Source organism: Pseudomonas sp. MWU318 (assembly GCF_016756945.1).
Lineage (GTDB): Bacteria > Pseudomonadota > Gammaproteobacteria > Pseudomonadales > Pseudomonadaceae > Aquipseudomonas > Aquipseudomonas putida_A.
Map to the genome: position 1 here is coordinate 366173 of NZ_JAESJL010000003.1, position 21243 is coordinate 387415.

Here is a 21243-nt window from a genome sequence, read left to right on the forward strand (position 1 = left end):
CTTAGGTGACCTTCACTTGACCGCTGCCATCCAGGCGCGCGGAAAAACTGACCTGACGCTTGAAACCCTCGACTTCCAGCAGGCCTTCGATGCTGAAGGCCAGCCGTAGCTGGTCGTGGTCACGCGGCAGGGAAATGACACGCACGTTGCTCAGGCGCGGCTCGTAGGCTTCGATAAAGTTTTCGATGGCCAGACGGGCCTGACTCAGGGAGTCGTGCAGGCTCAGACGCATGTCATTGAGATCGGGCAACCCGTAGTCGGCCAGCGTTTGCACGCTGCCGGCCCGGGTGCTGAGCATTTTGGCCAGATGGGCAGCCACTGACGCCATGGCACAAGCCTCAAGGCTGTTGCCTTTGCGTAGTTGCGCGTCGCCGTTGAGGCGCTCGAACAGGCTGCCGTATCCGTCCATGAGTCGCTCTTACTCTTTGTCCAGCTTGCCAACCAGTGACAGGGTGAAATCGGCACCCATGTACTTGAAGTGCGGACGCACGTTCAAGCTCACGCGGTACCAGCCCGGCTCGCCTTCAACGTCGCTGACGATCACTTGCGCAGCGCGCAGCGGACGACGGCCACGCACTTCGGCGCTCGGGTTTTCCTGGTCGGCCACGTACTGGCGGATCCACTTGTTCAGTTCCAGCTCGAGGTCGGTACGCTCTTTCCACGAACCGAGTTGCTCGCGCTGCAGCACTTTCAGGTAGTGAGCCAGGCGGTTGACGATCATCATGTACGGCAGTTGGGTGCCGAGCTTGTAGTTCAGCTCTGCCGCCTTGCCTTCTGCGCTGATGCCGAAGAACTTCGGCTTCTGCACCGAGCTGGCGGAGAAGAACGCCGCGTTGTCGGAGCCTTTGCGCATGGTCAGGGAGATGAAGCCTTCCTCGGCCAGTTCGTATTCACGACGGTCGGAGACCAGAACCTCGGTCGGGATCTTGGTTTCGATTTCGCCCATGCTTTCGAAGTGGTGCAACGGCAGATCTTCAACCGCGCCACCGCTCTGTGGGCCGATGATGTTCGGGCACCAGCGGAACTTGGCGAAGCTGTCGGTCAGCTTGGTGCCGAACGCGAACGCGGTGTTGCCCCACAGGTAGTGCTCGTGGCTGTTGGCAACGGTTTCCTTGTACACGAACGATTTGACCGGGTTTTCTTCCGGATCGTACGGGTTACGCAGCAGGAAGCGCGGCACGGTCAGACCGACGTAGCGGGAGTCTTCCGAAGTACGGAAGCTCTGCCATTTGGCGAATTGCGGGCCTTCGAAGTGGTCTTTCAGATCTTTCAGATCCGGCAGGCCGGTGAAGCTTTCCAGACCGAAGAATTTCGGGCCGGCAGCGGCGATGAACGGCGCGTGGGACATGCAGGATACGCTGGCCACGTACTGCATCAGTTTCACGTCCGGCGAGCTTGGGGACATGAAGTAGTTGGCGATGATCGCGCCAACCGGCTGACCACCGAACTGGCCGTATTCAGCGGTGTAGATATGCTTGTACAGGCCCGACTGCATGACTTCCGGCGAATCTTCGAAATCGTCCAGCAGGTCTTCTTTGGAGACGTTGAGGATTTCGATCTTGATGTTTTCGCGGAAGTTGGTGCGGTCGACCAGCAACTGCAGGCCACGCCACGACGATTCCAGCGCCTGGAAGTCCGGGTGGTGCAGGATCTCGTCCATCTGACGGCTGAGCTTGGCATCGATCTCGGCGATCATGCGGTCAACCATGGCTTTCTTGACCGGTTCACCGTTGTTCTGCGGCTTGAGCAGTTCTTCGATGAACGCCGACACGCCACGCTTGGCGATGTCGTAGGCTTCGTCGTCCGGAGTCAGACGGGTTTCGGCGATGATGCTGTCGAGAATGCTGTATTCGCCGCTTTCGGCGCTCTTCTCTTGTGCTGCGCTAGTGCTCATTGTGTTGGCTTCCTTGGCTGGAGTCTCAGGCGTCCGGGGCTGCGGCGTTCAGGCCCAGCTCACCGAGTACGCGACCGCGGGATTCGTCGTCGGCGAGCACGCCTTCGATCGCTTTACGGAACGCAGGTGCGTTACCCAGCGGGCCTTTGAGGGCCACCAGCGCATCGCGCAGTTCCATCAGTTTTTTCAGCTCAGGCACTTGCTCGACCAGGCTGGCCGGGTTGAAGTCCTTCATCGAATTGACGCGCAGTTGCACAGCCAGCTCGTCGGCCTCGCCATCTTCCTGCAGACGGTTCGGCACGCTCAGCGTCAGACCCAGCTCTTGCTTGGCCAACACTTCGTCGAAGGTCATCTTGTCGATGCTGATCGGCTTGCGATCTTCGATTTTGCGATCGTCCTTGCGGTGGGTGTAGTCACCGATTGCCAGCAGCTTCAGCGGCAGTTCAATCTCTTCCTGAGCACCGCCGGTGGCGGGTTTGAAGGTGACGTTGATGCGTTCCTTGGGGGCTACCGAGCCTTCTTTGGCCATGGCTTTTCTCCTTGCGGTTGTGGCCCTGGGGCCTATTCGAGTACCACTTCGAGATCGAGGTGGCACAGCCTGCGATAAATCTCTTCCTTGCGTTCACGTACGGCATGGTTCTGCGGCAACAACTCGCAGCAACTGTGCAGCAGGTGCAGCACTTCCAATGCAAGATCGGGCTCCCAGGCGTGCAGGCCTGAGTCCTGTAATGTCTGATCGAGGGTTTCGAGCTGGTTCTTGGCCAGTTCGTACTTCTTGGCCATGAAGCACAGCCGGGCAAGGGCGAATTGCCAGAAAAACCGCTCGCGTCCGCCGTGGGCCGATTGCAGTCCTTGCTTGAGCGTCTGCACGGCAGGCTTGAGGCCTTCCTTGCGCAACAGCGGCAGCACTTCCTGCAGGGCCTTTTCCCAGGCGGGCTGGGTTTCGACGTCGTCGGTTTCGACTTTGCGTGGGGCGCTGGCGCTTTGCAGGTGCGGCATGACATTGCCGGCGATCCACGCCCGGGTGGACGGATCGGCAAACGGCGCGCCGTCATGGAAACGACATTCGATGATGCCGGGCAGGCGCTGAACCAAAAGCGCGAAGTGGATTTCCACTTCGCGCATTGCCATCTCGGCGTTGAGGTTCTGGAGACATTCCCAGACCATCCTCTGGCCATCGAACCAGAACGGCGCCTTCGCCAGGCTCGCCTCCAGTTCCACCAGCAGGTCGGCGTATTTGCCCTGATCGAAGCGATCCTGATACTGCTTGAGTTTGTCCACCGGCAGACCGCGCAGCACGGTGATCTGCTCAGCGTTGCGTTCGGGCACCGCGTCGATCGGCAGCCAGAGCAAAGTGCGGTTCAGGCGCAGGGCGCGCAGGTCGGTGGCTTTCTGTTTGAGCCACCAGGCACACAACGGACGCGCGCTTTCCTGCTGCGCGCGCAGAGCCTTGTAGGCATCTTTTTCGTTGTCGATCGGTGCGCCGGGGGTCAGCAACTGGCTCGCGGCCTGCTTGACCTGCGCCACTGCTGCGCCCACCACACCGGGGGCCGGCTGATTGTCGGCGGCACGCTGGATCATGGTTTTCAGGCGACGCGAGAGCGGCAGCAACAGCGGAGCATCGTCGCCCAGGTGCTCGGTGCACGCGGCATCGAGCCCGGCCAGATGCTCGGACAACTGCCGAAACATCGGCAGCTGTTCCTTGATCGCGATGTTTTCAGTGAGTACCTGCTCCAGACGCGGCACCAGCCAGCCGATGGCGGCGGCACGGGTGCGCGGTTTGAGCGGGTGAACGTCGGCCCAGTGGTTTTCCGACAGATGGTGCAGCAGACCGAGGCCGGCCAGCAGCCCGGGGAAGGATTCACGCTGGTACAACGACCAGGTCAGCCAGGCGCCGACACGCAAATCCTTGGATTGGGTACGCAGCAGATTTTCGCTGTTTTCACGGATTTTCAGCCAGTCGATCTGCCCGCTTTCGTGCATCGACGAGGCTTTGGCCAGCTCGCTTTCCAGCGCCTCGAATTCGCTCGAAAAACGAACGTCTTCGCCCGCGAAATTCTCTTTGGAAACAGAGACTTTTGCGAGTTCGAGGTAATGGGCGGAAAGTTTGCTTGAGTAGGACATCCATGGCCTTTAATTAGGATTACAGTCATGCGCCTATTGGAGTTGCCGCGGCGCGGGACAGTATCGAAGAGCGGTGAAGCGACTCATCCAATTGAGATGTGCTCTTTCAAGTGGGCGCATCGTAATCACTATGATGGCCACTAGCAAGCATCTGGTTAAACAACAAGACGAAGTGTTCATTGGGCTGTGTAGGAGATCGCCCTATATGTGGCAGGGGAATCCCTGATGGCGAATTATATTGTGAACATTCGCCCTCCGCCCTCAGAACCCTTGATCCAGAGCGGCCCGATCCAGCTTGCGCGAATCGCGTCGAACATCCGTTCCATTACACGGCGGCCAGCATGACAACTCTCGAAAAAAATAGAAGTAGGATTCTTCCGAAAACCCGCTGGATTTTACAAACAATTCACTGGCGACAACGCGCAACAACAAAAGTGCCATCAATTTGATGGCAATTCATTTTTTTGAAACTTTATTCATCTCGTGAATGCTGCACTTCAGTGCCAACTCAATAATTATCGAAGTGCGATCCAACAGTCATTTCCACCACTTACGCAACACTTCCACGCTGAAAATACTCTGACAAATGTCAGGGATAATTCTTACATCGTTTTATTTCCCACGTTGCCAGCTTGCCTTGGTAAATTCTTTCCGCCCGGCAATGTCAACCAGGCCGGCTGACTGTTGAGCTACGGTCCGAAGCCTGCATCTCATTCGGCTCCTGAGCCCGGAGCCGCCAAGGAGCTTTACCTCATGGAATTGAAACCCCTGTTGTTCGCAGCACTGATGTGGCTTCCCGTCTCTCAAGCGTCAGCAGACACCCCGCCACTGGACGGTCATTACTATCTGACCGGTGCAATGGAAATGGGCGCCGAGTTGCTGCTGCGCAAGGACGGCACGTTTGACGCAGGCGTGGCATATGGCAGCGCTAACGGTTTTGCCAAGGGCACCTGGCAGATGCAAAACAACACCGTGACGCTGAAGAGCGATACCCAACCGGCGTCGAACAGCGATTTGTCCGGCCTGTTTCAGGATCTGCAACTGGCAATCGAACCGAACTGTCTGGCCGTGGATTTCGGCAACGGCAAGGCCTGCTTCCGGCGTCAATAAGCCGATTGGCAGGCACAAAAAATGGGCACCCGACCGCAATCGGTGTGCCCATTTTTTATTGCAGTTCTCCCGGTTCTCAGGGAGTTCGCCGCAATTTAAGGATTGACGCTGTCTTTCAACGACTTGCCTGGTTTGAATGCCACGGTGTTGCTGGCCTTGATTTTCACCGGCTCACCGGTTTGCGGGTTCTTGCCGGTGCGGGCGCCGCGGTGGCGTTGCAGGAAGGTGCCGAAGCCCACCAGCGTGACGCTGTCCTTGCGGTGCAGAGCGCCGGTGATTTCTTCGAGGACGGCGTTGAGAACGCGGTTGGCCTGTTCTTTGGTCAGATCCGCTTTTTCAGCGATTGCAGCGGCGAGTTCTGGTTTACGCATTAGTGAAGCCCCTTTGACGGTTTTTTGTTGTTATGTCCGTGCTGTTCTCGTTGGAACAGCGCCCAAGGCGCCGCAGGCTCTACTCTGCGGCAGACGGGAGTGAGAATGGCACGCGGATACCGGCGGCGCCAGTCTCCCCGCGACCTTTGTAGGGGCAAAAGCGGGGTGATTCCGACAGAACGACCGGTATTTATGCCAGCAGGGCCGGTAGCTGTTTGTTCAGGGCCAGTTTTTCCATCACCGCCGTGCCGGTCAGCGCGTAACCGAGCAGTTGGCCATCGGCGCTGTGGCACAGGGCCTTGATGTCGGCGCCCTGCCCTTCGACGGTCCAGACACCTTCGCTGCCCCGAGGCGGTGGCGAAACGACCAACGGGCATACTGGGGTTTTCACCGTGATCGGCATCGCCCCGTAGCTCACGGCCGTCGGATTGCCGGCCAGGGTTTGTGCGAGTGCACGCGCACAGCTCATGAGGGGCATCACGTACAACAGATTCAGTCCATCGACCTCGGCGCAGTCGCCCAGGGCGTAAATATTGGCGTGGGACGTTTTCAGGTAGCGGTCGACGACAACGCCGCGATTGACCTGCACTCCGGCCGCCGCGGCCAGATCGATGCGCGGACGCAGGCCGATGGCCGACACCACCACATCGCAGGCAATCGCCTGACCGTCGGACAGATGCGCTTCCAGACCGTCAGCGACCTTCTGCAGGCGAGTAAGCACCGGACCGAGGTGAAAACGCGCCCCCAGGCTTTCCAGCCCGGCCTGCACGGCGGCCGCAGCGGCCGGGTGCAGCAGCATCGGCATCACTTGCTCGCAGGGTGCAACCAGTTGCACCTCGTAGCCGCCGAGGATCAGGTCGTTGGCGAATTCACAGCCAATCAGCCCGGCGCCTAGCAGCAATACGCGGCGCTTGCCCGCAGCGGCTGCACGAAAGCGCGCGTAATCTTCGAGATCGTTGATCGGAAACACCAGATCACCACCGTCACCGTCGATCGGCACCCGCACGTTTTCCGCACCCCAGGCGAGGATCAGGTCGCGGTAGTACACCGCTTCTTCGCCGATCCACAGACGCTTGTGGCCGGCGTCGATGCCGCTGATGCGCGTGTGGGTGCGCACTTCGGCCTTCAACTGCTCGGCCATGGCGCCGGGTTCGGCCATGCTCAGGCCATCGGCGTCCTTGTTCTTGCCGAAACCGGTGGAGAGCATCGGCTTGGAGTAAGAGCGCCCATCATCTGCGGTAATCAGCAGCAGCGGGGTTTCGCTGTCGAGTTTGCGAAACTCGCGGGCCAGGTTGTAGCCCGCAAGCCCGGTGCCGACGATTACGACAGGTGCGTTCATGCCTTACTCCTTGGTTTTTCTCAGTTGATTTCGATCATTTCGAAGTCCGACTTGCCCACGCCGCAGTCCGGGCACAGCCAGTCTTCCGGCACGTCCTGCCACAGGGTGCCCGGCGCGATGCCGTCATCCGGCCAACCGTCAGCTTCGTTGTAGATCAGGCCGCAGACGATGCATTGCCACTTTTTCATTCAGGTACTTCCTCAGGTTTCAGGCTTTTGTCGGCGCGGACGGTCGATGGTGGGAGCGCTGCCATCCGGCTCAGGGCGTTTTGTACTGAGGGTGCCGGGCAGATGCAAGCCTGTTCGGCGCAACGGCGACCCGGATCCATCAAATTCGCAACACGCCATGTTAAGCTCGCCGCCTCATTTGCGGCCAATAATGACTCATTGTGCAACATTCAAATGCCTGCCCGGCCCCGCTCTGGCTGACTCAAAGCCGACTGACGCCCCTTCCAGATTCGTTGACCCTGAACTGGTTGTTCGACGAAGGCTCGCTGACCCGCCGTCTGACACGGCTGTCGAATGACGGCTTCAGCGTCACGCCGCTGTTCGAAGGCTGGGACACTCTGCGCAGCGACGAATGCGCGGCGCTGGATCTGGCCGAAGGCAGCGAAGGCTGGGTGCGCGAGGTGTATCTGCGCGGTCATGGCGAGGCCTGGGTGTTTGCCCGCAGCGTGGCCTCCCGCGCCGCCCTGCAAGGCGACGGCTTGCACATGGACGAACTGGGCAGCCGCTCGCTGGGCGAATTGCTGTTTTGCGACCACGCCTTTCAGCGCCGCGCCATTGAGGTCTGTCACTACCCGCAGGACTGGCTGCCGCCAGCCTGCCGCGCGCCCGAACTGTGGGGCCGCCGCTCGCGCTTCGACCGTGGCGCCTTGAGCGTGCTGGTGGCGGAGATTTTCCTGCCGACGTTGTGGAGCGCCGCCCGCGCCCATCCGGAGAACTGCTGATGTACCAGAGCCTGCTCAAGTCCCTGAACCGCTTGAACCCGCGCGCCTGGGATTTCATTCAGCTGACGCGCATGGACAAGCCGATCGGCATTTACTTGCTGCTGTGGCCGACGCTGTGGGCGTTGTGGATTGCCGGTAAGGGCTCGCCTTCGCTGGCCAATATCGTGATTTTCGTCCTCGGCGTAGTGCTGACCCGTGCCGGTGGCTGTGTGATCAACGACTGGGCCGATCGCAAGGTCGACGGCCACGTCAAACGCACCGCGCAACGACCGCTGGCCAGCGGCAAGATCAGTTCGAAAGAGGCGCTGGTGTTCTTCGCGCTGCTGATGGGCGTGAGTTTCCTGCTGGTACTGTGCACCAATGCGCCGACCATCTGGCTGTCGCTGGGCGGTCTGGCACTGGCGTTCACCTACCCGTTCATGAAGCGCTACACCTATTACCCGCAGGTGGTGCTGGGCGCGGCGTTCTCGTGGGGTATGCCGATGGCGTTCACCGCCGAGACCGGTGAGCTGCCGGCGGCAGCGTGGCTACTGTGGATCGCTAACCTGTTATGGACAGTGGGTTACGACACCTATTACGCGATGACCGATCGTGACGACGACCTGAAGATCGGCGTGAAATCCACGGCGATTCTGTTTGGCGAGGCGGATCGGGTGATCATCCTGACGTTGCAGGCGCTGTCGCTCGGCTGCCTGTTGCTGGCCGGTTCGAAGTTCGAGCTGGGGACGTGGTTCCATCTCGGCTTGCTGGTGGCTGCCGGCTGTTATGCGTGGGAGTTCTGGTACACCCGTGATCGCGACCGCATGCGTTGCTTCAAGGCGTTTTTGCACAACCATTGGGCCGGGTTGGCGATTTTCGTCGGGATTGTGCTGGATTACGCAATACGTTGAACGCCCCCCTTTGTAGGAGTGAGCCTGCTCGCGATGACGGTGTATCAGCCACATTGCTGTTAACTGACACACCGTCATCGCGAGCAGGCTCACTCCTACAGGGGATTTGCGTTTACTTGTGCTCGTGCACCACGTGCCACGCGTCCATCTTGCCGTCGCCCATCATGTCACCCGGCTTGGCGTCCATCTTGAAGGTATACAGCGGCTTGCCGTCGTAGGCGTACTGCATCTTGCCGTCATCGCGCTTGATCACCGTCCACTTGCCTTCCGCCTTCGCACCTGCTGGCGCCATCATCGGCGGCCAATTTTCGGCGCACTTGTCATTGCACATCGACTTGCCGCCAGCGTCTTTGTCGAACGTGTAAACGGTCATGCCTTTGTGATCCACCATCATGCCGTCTTTCATCATCGCCGGTTCGGCTGCCATCGCAAGGCCGGGCAGAGTCAGGGCAGCAGCCATCAGCAGAGCTTTAAAGGAAGCAGTCATTTGATTCATGGAAACCTTCTTTTGTGGTTGTCAGGATTCGGACTTAGAGCTTAGTCCAGGATCACGCCAAACGCCGGGCGACTAAAATACTGTCACACGACTGCAATAATTCCGTTATCTAATGCGGCGCAAGACAGTTAAATGACAAGAGGATTAAGGCATGGTTGGCAGGAGCATTCTGATCGTCGACGACGAAGCGCCCATTCGCGAAATGATCGCCGTTGCGTTGGAAATGGCCGGCTATGACTGCCTCGAGGCGGAGAACTCGCAGCAGGCACACGCCATCATCGTTGACCGCAAACCGGACCTGATCCTGCTCGACTGGATGCTGCCCGGCACCTCCGGCATCGAACTGGCCCGCCGCCTCAAGCGCGACGAGCTGACCGGGGACATCCCGATCATCATGCTCACCGCCAAGGGCGAAGAGGACAACAAGATCCAGGGTCTTGAAGTCGGCGCCGACGACTACATCACCAAACCGTTTTCCCCCCGCGAACTGGTCGCCCGCCTCAAGGCTGTGCTGCGCCGCGCCGGCCCGACCGATGGCGAAGCGCCGATCGAAGTCGGCGGCCTGCTGCTCGACCCGATCAGCCACCGCGTGACCATCGACGGCCGTCCGGCCGAGATGGGCCCGACCGAATACCGTCTGCTGCAATTCTTCATGACCCACCAGGAACGCGCCTACACGCGCGGCCAGTTGCTGGATCAGGTCTGGGGCGGCAACGTCTATGTTGAAGAGCGCACCGTCGACGTGCACATCCGGCGTTTGCGCAAGGCCCTCGGCGACGCTTACGAAAATCTGGTACAAACCGTGCGCGGCACCGGCTACCGGTTTTCCACCAAGGCCTGATCCGACCGCCAGACTCGCTGACAAGGACCGTATTTTCCGTGAATCAAAACTGGCATGGCACCCTGATTCGCCACATGCTGTTGCTGGTCACAGCGTGTCTGGTAATCGGCCTGATCACCGGCTACTACGGCTGGAGCCTCGCTGCCGGCCTGGGCATTTACCTGGCCTGGACGCTCAAGCAACTGTTGCGTCTGCACGAATGGCTGCGCCTGCACCAACCCGATGAAGCACCGCCCGACGGCTATGGCCTGTGGGGCGAGGTGTTCGACAGCATCTACCACCTGCAACGCCGCGACCAACGGGTACGCGGACGCCTGCAAGCGGTGATCGACCGGGTGCAGGAGTCCACCGCCGCGCTGAAAGATGCGGTGATCATGCTCGACAGCGACGGCAACCTGGAATGGTGGAACCGCGCTGCCGAAACCCTGCTCGGCCTCAAGACCCCGCAGGACAGCGGCCAACCGGTGACCAACCTGGTACGCCATCCGCGCTTCAAGGAATACTTCGAGCAGGAAAGCTACGCCGAACCGCTGGAAATCCCTTCGCCGACCAATGATCGGGTGCGCATTCAGCTGTACCTGACGCGCTACGGCAACAACGAACACCTGATGCTGGTGCGAGACGTCACGCGCATCCATCAGCTGGAACAGATGCGCAAAGACTTCATTGCCAACGTCTCCCACGAACTGCGCACGCCGCTGACGGTGATCTGCGGCTACTTGGAAACCCTGCTCGACAATGTCGAGGAAGTGAACCCGCGCTGGAGCCGCGCGCTGCAACAGATGCAGCAACAGGGCGGGCGCATGCAGACGCTGCTCAATGACCTGCTGTTGCTGGCGAAACTGGAAGCCACCGATTACCCGTCGGACAACCAGCCAGTGCAGATCGACGCCCTGCTGCAGTCAATCAAGAGCGACGCCCAGCAGTTGTCCGGGCAGAAGAACCAGAAAATCACCCTCGAAGCCGACGGCAAAATCCTGCTCAAGGGCAGCGAGGCGGAACTGCGCAGTGCCTTCTCCAACCTGGTGTTCAACGCGGTGAAATACACCCCGGCCGAAGGCAACATCCGCATTCGCTGGTGGGGTGACGAGCAAGGCGCGCACCTGAGCGTGCAGGATTCCGGGATCGGCATCGACAGCAAGCACCTGCCGCGCCTGACCGAACGTTTCTACCGCGTCGACTCCAGCCGCAACTCCAACACTGGCGGCACCGGGCTCGGTTTGGCGATCGTCAAACACGTGTTGCTGCGCCACCGCGCGCGGATGGAGATCAGCAGCGTGCCCGGTCATGGCAGCACGTTCACCTGCCATTTCGCCCCGGCCCAGGTGGCCCAGGCACGGGCCATCAGCGCCGCCGAGTGATACCGGCCAGCACGCGCCACTAGGCAATCGCCATGTCAGCCGCTACATTGGCTGACTTGCGTCTGCCTTTCAGGCGCGATTTCTTCTCTCTTACGAATCACACGGAACCTGCAAAACTCCATCATGGACCCTTCCCCTGGCTTGTCCCTCGCTACGATATTCGCCGATTTCGGCATGATTCTTTTCGCTCTGATCCTGGTTTTGCTCAACGGCTTCTTCGTTGCGGCGGAATTCGCCATGGTCAAACTGCGCTCGACCCGAGTCGAGGCCATCGCCGACAAGAATGGCTGGCGCGGACACATCCTGCGCACCGTACACAGTCAGCTCGATGCGTACCTCTCGGCCTGTCAGCTCGGTATCACCCTCGCCTCCCTCGGCCTGGGCTGGGTCGGTGAGCCGGCGTTCGCGCACCTTCTCGAGCCGCTGCTGAGCGCGGTCGGTGTGCAGTCGCCGGAAGTGGTCAAAGGCATTTCGTTCTTTACCGCGTTCTTCATTATTTCCTACCTGCACATCGTGGTCGGTGAACTGGCGCCCAAGTCGTGGGCGATCCGCAAACCCGAGTTGCTGTCGCTGTGGACGGCGGTGCCGCTGTACCTGTTCTACTGGGCAATGTACCCGGCGATCTACCTGCTCAATGCCAGTGCCAACGCGATTCTGCGGATCGCCGGCCAAGGCGAACCCGGCCCGCACCACGAACACCATTACAGCCGCGAAGAACTGAAACTGATCCTGCACTCCAGCCGTGGTCAGGACCCGAGCGACCAAGGCATGCGCGTGCTGGCCTCGGCAGTGGAAATGGGCGAGCTGGAAGTGGTCGACTGGGCCAACTCCCGCGAAGACCTGATCACCCTCGAATTCAACGCGCCGCTGAAAGAAATCCTCGCGATGTTCCGTCGCCACAAGTTCAGCCGGTATCCGGTGTACGACAGCGAGCGCCAGGAGTTCGTCGGCCTGCTGCACATCAAGGACCTGCTGCTGGAACTGGCGGCGCTGGACCACATTCCGGAGTCGTTCAACCTGGCTGAACTGACCCGCCCGCTGGAGCGCGTATCGCGGCACATGCCGCTGTCGCAGCTGCTGGAGCAGTTCCGCAAGGGCGGCTCGCATTTCGCCGTGGTCGAAGAGGCCGACGGCAACATCATCGGCTACCTGACCATGGAAGACGTACTGGAAGTGCTGGTCGGCGACATCCAGGACGAACACCGCAAGGCCGAGCGTGGGATCCTCGCGTATCAGCCGGGCAAGCTGCTGGTGCGTGGTGATACGCCGCTGTTCAAGGTTGAACGTCTGCTCGGTATCGACCTGGATCACATCGAAGCCGAAACCCTCGCCGGTCTGGTCTACGAGACCCTGAAACGAGTGCCGGAAGAGGAAGAAGTGCTGGAAGTCGAAGGCCTGCGGATCATCATCAAGAAGATGAAAGGGCCGAAGATTGTGCTGGCGAAGGTGTTGATGCTGGATTGATGGGTGTTTTGGGAGACGCTTCTGTGGTGAGGGGATTTATCCCCGATGGGTCGCGGAGCGGCCCTGTAATCTGCAATCGCGTAACTCCTGACTCAATGCCTTCAATGATTTTGGGACGGCTGCGCCGTCCATCGGGGATAAATCCCCTCACCACAAAAGCCCCTCAACAGCGGCCCCCTAACGCTTCTACTGTTTGCCCAACGCAAAGTTGGGCAACGCCCCCAGTGGCTGGTTGAACTGATACGGAATCGACACCAGCCCCTGCCCGGTATTGCGCTGCACTACAAAGTGCAGGTGCGGGCCGCTGCTGTTGCCGGTATTGCCCGACAGCGCCAGCGGGCTGCCGACCGCAACTCGCTGCCCTTCGCGCACGCTCACCGATCCTTGCTTGAGGTGCAGGTACACGCCCATCGTGCCGTCATCATGCAGCACCCTAACGAAATTGCCGGACGCATCATTGCCGCGTCCGCTCTGTGAATTTTCGGTTTTCACCACCACCCCGGCCCGAGCGGCAATGATCGGCGTGCCGACCGGCATGGCGATGTCCATCGCATACCGGTTCTTCGGCCCGTAGTGGCTGTACTGGCCGTTGGCGCCCTGACTGAGACGGAACGGCCCGCCCCGCCACGGCAACGGATAGCGATAGCTCTGCGCGGCTCCTGTAGGGTCACCCAGCGAGTACTGGAATTGCGGGGAATACACCAGCGGCTGGCCGCTGGTAATCGCTGTGAGCAACGCTAACCGGGTATTGCTGCGTGCCGGCAGCACCCGGCGAATCGTCTGCGCCGGAGCGCCACGTACATTACTCAGGCCGGTAAACGCCAGGGCAATTTCGACCGGCGCATACAGATCGTTGCGCACGAACACCACGTCGCTGCCCTTCTGCTTCTTGATATCGAGGTACACCTGGCGCTCCAGGTGCTCGACCATGCGGTCCTGAAACACGAACACCTGCGAGCCTTTGCTCGGCCGGTCGCTGTACGAGACCACGCCGTTGGCATCGGTGGATTTGTAGATGGTCATGGCCACAGTCGAGGTGGAGGCCAGGAAAAGACCACAGAAAAACAGCAGGCGCGCGAGCATGGGCAAAGGTTCTGTCGAGTAAGGCCTGGAAATGAGCCTAGCAGCTGAGACAGACCAGGCTAGTCGACAGATGTTTCAAATTGGGCAGCGCACAAAGCAAAAGATCGCAGCCTGCGGCAGCTCCTACAGGGAAATGCATTCCAATGTAGGAGCTGCCGCAGGCTGCGATCTTTTCACAGACGCCGCTTACGCGCCCGGAACGAAGTGCTTCTGCGCCGTGCCGCGGGCAATCAGGCGGGAGATGTAGTCGAGCTTCTGCGCATCCTGGTCGACGAAACGGAAAGTCAGTTGCAGCCAGTCGCTGTCGGCTTTCTGCTCGTGGGCAACGATGGCGTGCAGGTAGCCGTTGAGGCGGGCGATTTCGGCGTTGTCGCCCTGCTCCAGGTCGAGCACGGCGCTGTCGAGGATCTGCGGCAGGGTGTCGGTGCGTTTCACCACCAACAGCGCTTCCTTGATGCTCAGCGCCTTGATCACGCACTGCTGGGTGCCGCTTGGCAGGCGCAACTGGCCCTGCCCACGACCACCGGCCGGCGCTTTCGAGGCAGCCGGTGCCTGCACCGGTGGGCTGTTGAGCAAGCCGCGCGACGGCGCAGCAGCTGGCGTTGGCGCGACAACCGCTGGCTTGGCGAACGGATTGACCGCAGCAGCGGCTGCCGGCGCAGCACCGACCACAGCAGGCTTGCCGCCGGTCAACGCGCTCAGGGAATCGTTGCCGAACGCCGAGTTCATCTTGGTCGGCGCGCTGTTCATCAGGGTGTCGAGCTTGCCAACCTTGTTCAGCGCCTGCTTGACCTTGGTCAGCAGTTGTTCGTTGGTGAACGGCTTGCTGACGTAGCCGGAAACCCCGGCCTGAATCGCCTGGACGACGTTTTCCTTGTCGCCACGGCTGGTGACCATGACAAACGGCATGGTCTTGAGATTGTCTTGCTCGCGGCACCAGGTCAGCAGCTCGAGGCCGGACATTTCCGGCATTTCCCAGTCACACAACACCAGGTCGAACGCTTCCCTGGCCAGCATGGCCTGAGCCTTTTTGCCGTTGACGGCGTCCTCGGTGCGGATCCCCGGGAAGTAATTACGCAGGCACTTTTTCACCAGGTCACGAATGAACGAAGCATCGTCCACGACCAACACACTGATCTTGCTCATCCAACACCCCTATAAAAATCCCGGCAAGCATACCGCTTTTGCTGATGGCACATTGCCAACAATCTTCAGTCACGCCGGGACTTTTCGTTCGCGGGTGCTGCTTTTAAATTTGATTTCCTGATTCAGGCGCCCTAAACAAAAACGCCCGGCCAAAGGGCCGGGCGCTTTTCTCAGGCAATCTTACTTATCGTCAGCATCGCCCGGAACATTAGCGGTTTCGCCGCTTGTGCCTTGAACTTCTTCTTTCATGCGTTTGAGGCCCAGGTGGCGTACGTCGGTGCCGCGTACCAGGTAGATCACCAGTTCCGAGATGTTGCGCGCGTGGTCGCCGATGCGCTCCAGCGAACGCAGCACCCAAATGATGCTCAGAACCCGCGAGATAGAGCGCGGGTCTTCCATCATGTAGGTCGCCAGCTCGCGCAGAGCGGTCTTGTATTCACGGTCGATGACCTTGTCGTATTGCGCCACCGACAGCGCCAGATCGGCATCGAAGCGGGCAAACGCGTCCAGCGCATCGCGAACCATGTTGCGCACCTGGTCGCCAATATGCCGCACTTCAACGTAACCGCGCGGCGCTTCGCCTTCTTCGCACAGCTGAATGGCACGGCGGGCGATCTTGGTCGCTTCGTCGCCGATGCGCTCCAGATCGATCACCGACTTGGAGATGCTGATGATCAGCCGCAGGTCGGACGCCGCCGGCTGCCGACGGGCGAGAATGCGCAGGCATTCTTCGTCGATGTTGCGTTCCATCTGGTTGATCTGGTCGTCAATCTCGCGCACCTGCTGAGCCAGACCCGAGTCGGCCTCGATCAGCGCGGTGACCGCGTCGTTGACCTGCTTCTCGACCAGCCCGCCCATGGCCAGGAGGTGGCTGCGCACTTCCTCAAGCTCGGCATTGAACTGCGCGGAGATGTGGTGGGTAAGGCCTTCTTTACTAATCATGTTGGCGTCCTTGGAGCGTCCGGTAAGGTGCGGTGGGCCGCAGCGTCAATTCTGTGAATAACCGCAACTGTCAGCCATAACGACCGGTGATGTAGTCTTCGGTCTGTTTCTTCGCCGGATTGGTGAACAGGGTGTCGGTGTCGCCGAATTCCACCAGTTTGCCCATGTACATGAACGCCGTGTAGTCGGACACCCGCGCGGCCTGCTGCATGTTGTGGGTGACGATGACGATGGTGAACTTGGACTTCAGCTCGTAGATCAGCTCTTCGACTTTCAGGGTCGAGATCGGATCCAGGGCCGAGCACGGTTCGTCGAGCAGCAACACTTCCGGTTCAACGGCGATGGTGCGTGCGATCACCAGACGCTGCTGCTGACCACCGGATAGGCCGAGTGCCGAGTCGTGCAGACGGTCTTTGACTTCGTCCCACAGTGCCGCGCCTTTCAATGCCCACTCGACCGCTTCGTCGAGAATGCGCTTCTTGTTGATGCCCTGGATGCGCAGCCCGTAGACCACGTTTTCGTAGATGGTCTTGGGGAACGGGTTGGGTTTCTGGAACACCATGCCGACGCGGCGACGCAGCTCGGCAACGTCTTCACCTTTGCGGTAGATGTTGTTGCCGTACAGGTTGATCGCACCTTCGACACGGCAACCGTCAACCAGGTCGTTCATACGATTGAAGGTACGCAGCAGCGTGGACTTGCCGCAGCCGGACGGGCCGATAAACGCGGTCACGCGCTGTTTCGGGATGTTCATGCTGACGTCGAACAGCGCCTGCTTCTCGCCGTAGAACAGGCTCAGGCCCGGGACTTCGATGGCCACGGTTTCCTGCTCGAGGCTCAGGCTCTGCTTGTCGCGACCCAGGGCCGACATGTTGATGCCGTGGGTATGTGTTTCGTGCTGCATGGGAGGCTCCCTGTGCTAACAAATTCGGTTCGTTGAACCGCCGGACAACGCCAGCGGGTTACTCAAATTCTGTATCTGTCGCGACTCCTGTGGGAGCTGGCTTGCCAGCGATGGCATCACCGCGGTGTTACTGGCAGACCGAGTCGCCTGCATCGCTGGCAAGCCAGCTCCCACAGGGTCTGTGTTAACTGTCCAAAGCTTTGTATTTTTCGCGCAGGTGGTTACGAATCCACACCGCCGACAGGTTCAACGTGGCGATCACCAGCACCAGCAGCAGCGCCGTGGCGTACACCAGTGGTCGTGCCGCTTCGACGTTCGGGCTCTGGAAGCCGACGTCATAGATGTGGAAGCCCAGGTGCATGATCTTCTGGTCCAAGTGCAGGTACGGGTAGTTGCCGTCCACCGGCAGCGACGGCGCCAGTTTCACCACACCCACCAGCATCAGCGGCGCCACTTCACCGGCGGCGCGGGCCACGGCGAGGATCATGCCGGTCATCATTGCCGGGCTGGCCATTGGCAGGACGATCTTCCACAGCGTTTCCGCCTTGGTCGCGCCCAGTGCCAGCGAGCCTTCACGGACGGTGCGCGGGATACGCGCCAGACCTTCCTCGGTCGCCACGATCACCACCGGCACCGCCAGCAGCGCCAGGGTCAAAGAGGCCCAGAGCAGACCCGGGGTACCGAACGTCGGCGCCGGCAGTGCTTCGGGGAAGAACAGACGGTCGACCGAACCACCCAGCACGTAGACGAAGAAGCCCAGACCGAACACGCCGTAGACGATCGCCGGAACGCCGGCGAGGTTGTTCACGGCGATGCGGATGATCCGGGTCAGGGCGTTCTGCTTGGCGTATTCACGCAGATATACCGCCGCCAGCACGCCGAACGGGGTGACGATCATCGCCATGATCAAAGTCATCATCACCGTGCCGAAAATCGCCGGGAAGATCCCGCCTTCGGTGTTCGCTTCACGCGGGTCGTCGGAAAGGAATTCCCAGACCTTGCTAAAGTAGAAACCGATCTTGGTCATCGTGCCCATGGCATTCGGCTGATAGGCGTGAACCACTTTGCCCAGGCTGATTTCGATCTCTTTGCCGTTGGCATCGCGAGCAGTCAATGCGTCGCGGTTGAACTGCGCATGCAGATCGCTCAGACGCGCTTCGATGTCCTGATAACGCGCGTTCAGCTCGGCACGCTCGGCGTCCATGTCCGCTTGCGCGGTGGCGTCGAGCTTGCCGTCGAGTTCCAGTTTGCGCCCGTGCAGACGGATGCGCTCGAGCCCTGCGTTGATCGCACCGATGTCGGTCTTTTCCAGGGATTTGAGTTGTGCAGCAAGGCCGTTCACACGGTTGATCCGCGCTTGCAGCTCAGGCCAGGCCGCTTCGCCTTCGGCGATCACCTTGCCTTCCTGTTTGACGTTGACCAGGTAGCCGTAGAAGTTGCCCCACTCGCGACGCTCGATCGCCATCAGTTCCGGCGGCGTGGTCTGCTTGGTCAGCCACTCGCCGACCACCCAGGTGAAGTCGTTGCCGTTCAGGTCACGGTTGCCGACCTTGATCAGCTCGCGGGTCATGAATTCCGGGCCCTGATCAGGCACCGGCAGGCCGGCGCTCTTCAGGCGTGCGCGCGGCACTTCTTCTTTCTGTACCACTTCGCCGATAACCAGATGATTGGCCTGGCCCGGTACGTCGTAGCTGGCGTGGATCAGGTCCGCCGGCCAGAAGTGACCCAGACCGCGCACGGCAATCACCGCCAGCAGGCCAATGGTCATGATGACCGCGATGGACACCGCGCCACCGCTGATCCAGACGCCCGGGGCGCCGCTCTTGAACCATCCATTCAGGGAGTTCTGTTTCACAGACTTCTACCTTTCTTAAAGCGACGAGTATTTCTTGCGCAGACGCTGACGAATCAGTTCTGCCAGGGTGTTCATGACGAAGGTGAACAACAGCAGCACCAGCGCCGAGAGGAACAGCACGCGGTAGTGGCTGCCGCCGACTTCCGACTCGGGCATTTCCACCGCGACGTTGGCGGCCAGGGTGCGCAGGCCTTCGAACAGGTTCATTTCCATGACCGGGGTGTTACCCGTGGCCATCAGCACGATCATGGTTTCGCCGACCGCACGGCCCATGCCGATCATCAGTGCGGAGAAGATGCCCGGGCTGGCGGTGAGGATCACCACGCGGGTCATGGTCTGCCACGGCGTGGCACCGAGCGCCAGGGAACCGAGGGTCAGGCCACGCGGCACACTGAACACGGCATCTTCGGCAATCGAGTAGATGTTCGGGATCACCGCAAAACCCATCGCCAGACCGACTACCAGAGCGTTGCGCTGGTCGTAGGTGATGCCCAGGTCGTGGGAGATCCACATGCGCATGTCACCGCCGAAGAACCAGTTTTCCATGTACGGACTCATGTACAGCGACAGCCAACCGACAAACAGGATCACCGGAATCAGCAGCGCACTTTCCCAGCCATCCGGGACTTTCAGGCGGATCGACTCAGGCAGACGACTGAAGGTGAAGCCGGCGACCAGAATGCCGATCGGCAGCAGCATCAGCAGGCTGAAGATGCCCGGCAGATGCCCTTCCACATACGGGGCGAGGAACAGACCGGCGAAGAACCCGAGGATCACCGTCGGCATCGCTTCCATCAGCTCGATCACCGGTTTGACCTTGCGGCGCATACCCGGGGCCATGAAGTACGCGGTGTAGATCGCGGCGGCAACCGCCAGCGGCGCAGCCAGCAGCATGGCGTAGAACGCCGCCTTCAGGGTGCCGAAGGTCAGTGGCGAGAGGCTCAGTTTCGGTTCGAAATCGGTGTTGGCGGCGGTCGATTGCCAGACGTATTTAGGTTCGTCGTAGTTCTCGTACCAGACCTTGCTCCACAACGCGCTCCACGACACTTCCGGGTGCGGGTTGTCGAGCAGCAGCGGTTGCAGCTTGCCGCCGGCCTCGACGATCACCCGGTTGGCGCGCGGCGACAGACCGAACAGGCCCTGGCCTTCGGCTACCGGCTCGACCAGCAGGGTGCGGTGCGCGGTGCTGTGGAACACGCCGAGCTTGCCGCTGGCATCGAGGGCAACGAAGCCCTTACGACGCTCTTCGGCGGTGATTTCAACGATCGGCGTGGTGCCCATCTGGAAGGTACGGATCTGCTTCAGGCGCAGTTCACCATCGGTGTCGCGAGCCATGAACCACTGGGCCAGGCCACCCTTGGAATCACCGATGATCAGCGAGATGCCGCCCACCAGTTGCGTGCTCGCGGTGACTTCGGCGTCAGCGTTTTCCAGCAGTTTGTAGCGACCGTTGAGGCTCTTGTCGCGCAGGCTGAACACGTCGGCCTGGGCGCGCCCGTTGACCACATACAGCCATTGCTGGCGCGGGTCGACGAAGATGTTTTTCACAGGCTCAGTCATCTGCGGCAGCTCGATACGCTTCTGCTCGTTGGTGACTTCACCGGTCATCATGTTTTCTTCGCTGGTCAGCGCCAGCACATTGAGTTGCGAACCGGTCGAGCCGACCAGCATCAGCGTCGAATCGGTGGCGTTGAGGCTGACGTGCTCCAGCGCACCGCCGCTCTCGTTCACTGCGATCGGGGCTTCGCCGTACGGGTATTCAATGGCCGGGGTGATGGTTTTCTTGCCATCGGGGTAGCTGACTTTATAGGTGTGACGGAACACCAGCGCCTGGCCGTTGGACAGGCCCACCGCCACCAGCGGATGACCTGGCTGATCTTCGCCAATGGAAGTTACGCTGGCGCCGGCAGGCACCGGCAGATCGACGCGCTTCAATTCAGCGCCACTGTCGATGTCGAAGAACAGCGCCTGGCCCTTGTCGGAAACGCGCATCGCCACCTGATTCTGCTCTTCGAGCGAAATCATCAGCGGCTTGCCGGCGTCCTGCATCCAGGCCGGGGTAATGGCATCCTTCGCGGTCAGGCTGGCGCCGTGGAACAACGGTGCAACGACGTAGGCGAGGAAGAAGAAGATCAGGGTGATGGCTGCCAGCACGGCGAGGCCGCCGACGAGGACGTACCAACGGGTGAAGCGATCCTTGAGCGCGCGAATGCGGCGCTTGCGTTGCAGCTCAGGCGTATTGAAATCAATGCGCTTGGGAGGGGAAGTCGTAGTCATTGGGGAATTGGCCAGATCATTCATGCGCTCACCCTAGCGATCCTGTATGACAGAAAGATGACAATGCAGTGACGCACCAAATCCACCGCCAGCGGGACTGGCAGAGGATCGAAAATTTGAGGTGTGTAAAAGGCCGGTCTGCGGGCAGATCCGGCCTTTTACCTGAGTCCAGTGGGGTTCACCCCGGACTCAGTTTG

20 protein-coding genes are annotated in these 21243 nt (G+C 60.5%); 6 read left to right on the forward strand and 14 right to left on the reverse strand.

Annotation, left to right across the window (positions count from 1 at the left end; translation table 11 throughout):
- Window position 1: 1 nt before the first annotated feature.
- The 4 genes from tssE to tssA are packed head-to-tail and all read right to left on the reverse strand — an operon-like array spanning window position 2 to window position 4018.
- The gene (gene tssE, locus JN524_RS09750; protein WP_007920274.1) at window positions 2–409 is read right to left on the reverse strand and encodes a type VI secretion system baseplate subunit TssE; all 408 of its coding nucleotides are present in this window, start codon (window positions 407–409) and stop codon (window positions 2–4) included.
- A 9-nt stretch (window positions 410–418) separates the two neighbouring features.
- Complete coding sequence (tssC, locus tag JN524_RS09755) at window positions 419–1894, reverse strand: type VI secretion system contractile sheath large subunit (protein WP_003229584.1); 1476 nt, start codon at window positions 1892–1894, stop codon at window positions 419–421.
- A 25-nt stretch (window positions 1895–1919) separates the two neighbouring features.
- Window positions 1920–2423 (reverse strand): type VI secretion system contractile sheath small subunit, encoded by a 504-nt coding sequence (tssB, locus tag JN524_RS09760; protein WP_003229587.1) that lies wholly within the window; start codon window positions 2421–2423, stop codon window positions 1920–1922.
- Between the two features lie 32 nt (window positions 2424–2455).
- Window positions 2456–4018 carry a type VI secretion system protein TssA gene (gene tssA, locus JN524_RS09765; protein WP_007962314.1) on the reverse strand — a complete coding sequence of 521 codons (1563 nt, stop codon included), beginning with the start codon at window positions 4016–4018 and terminating at the stop codon, window positions 2456–2458.
- A 753-nt stretch (window positions 4019–4771) separates the two neighbouring features.
- Between tssA and JN524_RS09770 the strand changes: the two genes are divergently transcribed.
- Window positions 4772–5128 carry a hypothetical protein gene (locus tag JN524_RS09770; RefSeq protein WP_202369214.1) on the forward strand — a complete coding sequence of 119 codons (357 nt, stop codon included), beginning with the start codon at window positions 4772–4774 and terminating at the stop codon, window positions 5126–5128.
- A gap of 95 nt (window positions 5129–5223) precedes the next feature.
- Here the strand turns inward: JN524_RS09770 and JN524_RS09775 are convergent, their stop codons facing one another.
- From JN524_RS09775 to JN524_RS09785, 3 genes are all read right to left on the reverse strand, one after another.
- Entirely contained in the window at window positions 5224–5499 is a 276-nt protein-coding gene (locus JN524_RS09775) for an HU family DNA-binding protein (RefSeq protein ID WP_003213368.1), read from the reverse strand.
- A gap of 190 nt (window positions 5500–5689) precedes the next feature.
- On the reverse strand, window positions 5690–6838 hold the full coding sequence (locus JN524_RS09780; RefSeq protein WP_202369215.1) for an NAD(P)/FAD-dependent oxidoreductase: 1149 nt from the start codon (window positions 6836–6838) through the stop codon (window positions 5690–5692).
- A 20-nt stretch (window positions 6839–6858) separates the two neighbouring features.
- Window positions 6859–7026 carry a rubredoxin gene (locus tag JN524_RS09785; RefSeq protein WP_003229600.1) on the reverse strand — a complete coding sequence of 56 codons (168 nt, stop codon included), beginning with the start codon at window positions 7024–7026 and terminating at the stop codon, window positions 6859–6861.
- A gap of 200 nt (window positions 7027–7226) precedes the next feature.
- Between JN524_RS09785 and JN524_RS09790 the strand changes: the two genes are divergently transcribed.
- Window positions 7227–7787, forward strand: a complete 561-nt coding sequence (locus tag JN524_RS09790) for a chorismate--pyruvate lyase family protein (RefSeq protein ID WP_202369216.1) — start codon at window positions 7227–7229, stop codon at window positions 7785–7787.
- A complete protein-coding gene (ubiA, locus tag JN524_RS09795) occupies window positions 7787–8677 on the forward strand; it encodes a 4-hydroxybenzoate octaprenyltransferase (RefSeq protein WP_202369217.1) in 891 nt (296 codons plus the stop codon). Before JN524_RS09790 ends, ubiA begins: the two co-directional genes overlap by 1 nt.
- A 112-nt stretch (window positions 8678–8789) precedes the next feature.
- On the opposite strand, the gene JN524_RS09800 is transcribed toward ubiA, so the two are convergent.
- Window positions 8790–9173 carry a COG4315 family predicted lipoprotein gene (locus JN524_RS09800; RefSeq protein ID WP_202369218.1) on the reverse strand — a complete coding sequence of 128 codons (384 nt, stop codon included), beginning with the start codon at window positions 9171–9173 and terminating at the stop codon, window positions 8790–8792.
- Window positions 9174–9324: 151 nt separating this feature from the next.
- Here JN524_RS09800 and phoB point away from each other — a divergent pair, with 151 nt between their 5' ends.
- The 3 genes from phoB (at window position 9325) to JN524_RS09815 (ending at window position 12839) form a co-directional block, all read left to right on the forward strand.
- On the forward strand, window positions 9325–10014 hold the full coding sequence (gene phoB, locus JN524_RS09805; RefSeq protein WP_003229608.1) for a phosphate regulon transcriptional regulator PhoB: 690 nt from the start codon (window positions 9325–9327) through the stop codon (window positions 10012–10014).
- A 74-nt stretch (window positions 10015–10088) separates the two neighbouring features.
- On the forward strand, window positions 10089–11375 hold the full coding sequence (phoR, locus tag JN524_RS09810; protein WP_237403027.1) for a phosphate regulon sensor histidine kinase PhoR: 1287 nt from the start codon (window positions 10089–10091) through the stop codon (window positions 11373–11375).
- Between the two features lie 123 nt (window positions 11376–11498).
- On the forward strand, window positions 11499–12839 hold the full coding sequence (locus JN524_RS09815) for a hemolysin family protein (protein ID WP_007962298.1): 1341 nt from the start codon (window positions 11499–11501) through the stop codon (window positions 12837–12839).
- A 186-nt stretch (window positions 12840–13025) separates the two neighbouring features.
- Here the strand turns inward: JN524_RS09815 and JN524_RS09820 are convergent, their stop codons facing one another.
- The 6 genes from JN524_RS09820 to JN524_RS09845 form a co-directional block, all read right to left on the reverse strand.
- On the reverse strand, window positions 13026–13922 hold the full coding sequence (locus JN524_RS09820; protein ID WP_202369220.1) for a peptidoglycan DD-metalloendopeptidase family protein: 897 nt from the start codon (window positions 13920–13922) through the stop codon (window positions 13026–13028).
- A gap of 186 nt (window positions 13923–14108) precedes the next feature.
- Complete coding sequence (locus tag JN524_RS09825) at window positions 14109–15068, reverse strand: response regulator (RefSeq protein ID WP_202369221.1); 960 nt, start codon at window positions 15066–15068, stop codon at window positions 14109–14111.
- Between the two features lie 180 nt (window positions 15069–15248).
- Complete coding sequence (phoU, locus tag JN524_RS09830) at window positions 15249–16010, reverse strand: phosphate signaling complex protein PhoU (RefSeq protein WP_007962290.1); 762 nt, start codon at window positions 16008–16010, stop codon at window positions 15249–15251.
- A 70-nt stretch (window positions 16011–16080) separates the two neighbouring features.
- Entirely contained in the window at window positions 16081–16914 is an 834-nt protein-coding gene (pstB, locus tag JN524_RS09835) for a phosphate ABC transporter ATP-binding protein PstB (RefSeq protein ID WP_007962289.1), read from the reverse strand.
- Between the two features lie 184 nt (window positions 16915–17098).
- Entirely contained in the window at window positions 17099–18769 is a 1671-nt protein-coding gene (pstA, locus tag JN524_RS09840) for a phosphate ABC transporter permease PstA (protein ID WP_202369222.1), read from the reverse strand.
- A 15-nt stretch (window positions 18770–18784) separates the two neighbouring features.
- Entirely contained in the window at window positions 18785–20818 is a 2034-nt protein-coding gene (locus JN524_RS09845) for an ABC transporter permease subunit (protein ID WP_202369350.1), read from the reverse strand.
- Between the last annotated feature and the right edge of the window lie 425 nt (window positions 20819–21243).

What these genes read in the sequence shown, in the direction of transcription:
- JN524_RS09800 (WP_202369218.1), bottom strand. Translation starts at nt 9,173, where the DNA reads ATGAATCAAATGACTGCTTCCTTTAAAGCTCTGCTGATGGCTGCTGCC.
- JN524_RS09845 (WP_202369350.1), bottom strand. Translation starts at nt 20,818, where the DNA reads ATGCAGGACGCCGGCAAGCCGCTGATGATTTCGCTCGAAGAGCAGAAT.
- tssB (WP_003229587.1), bottom strand. Translation starts at nt 2,423, where the DNA reads ATGGCCAAAGAAGGCTCGGTAGCCCCCAAGGAACGCATCAACGTCACC.
- phoB (WP_003229608.1), top strand. Translation starts at nt 9,325, where the DNA reads ATGGTTGGCAGGAGCATTCTGATCGTCGACGACGAAGCGCCCATTCGC.
- tssE (WP_007920274.1), bottom strand. Translation starts at nt 409, where the DNA reads ATGGACGGATACGGCAGCCTGTTCGAGCGCCTCAACGGCGACGCGCAA.
- JN524_RS09785 (WP_003229600.1), bottom strand. Translation starts at nt 7,026, where the DNA reads ATGAAAAAGTGGCAATGCATCGTCTGCGGCCTGATCTACAACGAAGCT.
- JN524_RS09770 (WP_202369214.1), top strand. Translation starts at nt 4,772, where the DNA reads ATGGAATTGAAACCCCTGTTGTTCGCAGCACTGATGTGGCTTCCCGTC.
- pstB (WP_007962289.1), bottom strand. Translation starts at nt 16,914, where the DNA reads ATGCAGCACGAAACACATACCCACGGCATCAACATGTCGGCCCTGGGT.
- phoR (WP_237403027.1), top strand. Translation starts at nt 10,089, where the DNA reads ATGCTGTTGCTGGTCACAGCGTGTCTGGTAATCGGCCTGATCACCGGC.
- ubiA (WP_202369217.1), top strand. Translation starts at nt 7,787, where the DNA reads ATGTACCAGAGCCTGCTCAAGTCCCTGAACCGCTTGAACCCGCGCGCC.
- JN524_RS09820 (WP_202369220.1), bottom strand. Translation starts at nt 13,922, where the DNA reads ATGCTCGCGCGCCTGCTGTTTTTCTGTGGTCTTTTCCTGGCCTCCACC.
- JN524_RS09825 (WP_202369221.1), bottom strand. Translation starts at nt 15,068, where the DNA reads ATGAGCAAGATCAGTGTGTTGGTCGTGGACGATGCTTCGTTCATTCGT.
- JN524_RS09815 (WP_007962298.1), top strand. Translation starts at nt 11,499, where the DNA reads ATGGACCCTTCCCCTGGCTTGTCCCTCGCTACGATATTCGCCGATTTC.
- tssC (WP_003229584.1), bottom strand. Translation starts at nt 1,894, where the DNA reads ATGAGCACTAGCGCAGCACAAGAGAAGAGCGCCGAAAGCGGCGAATAC.
- tssA (WP_007962314.1), bottom strand. Translation starts at nt 4,018, where the DNA reads ATGTCCTACTCAAGCAAACTTTCCGCCCATTACCTCGAACTCGCAAAA.
- JN524_RS09780 (WP_202369215.1), bottom strand. Translation starts at nt 6,838, where the DNA reads ATGAACGCACCTGTCGTAATCGTCGGCACCGGGCTTGCGGGCTACAAC.
- phoU (WP_007962290.1), bottom strand. Translation starts at nt 16,010, where the DNA reads ATGATTAGTAAAGAAGGCCTTACCCACCACATCTCCGCGCAGTTCAAT.
- JN524_RS09775 (WP_003213368.1), bottom strand. Translation starts at nt 5,499, where the DNA reads ATGCGTAAACCAGAACTCGCCGCTGCAATCGCTGAAAAAGCGGATCTG.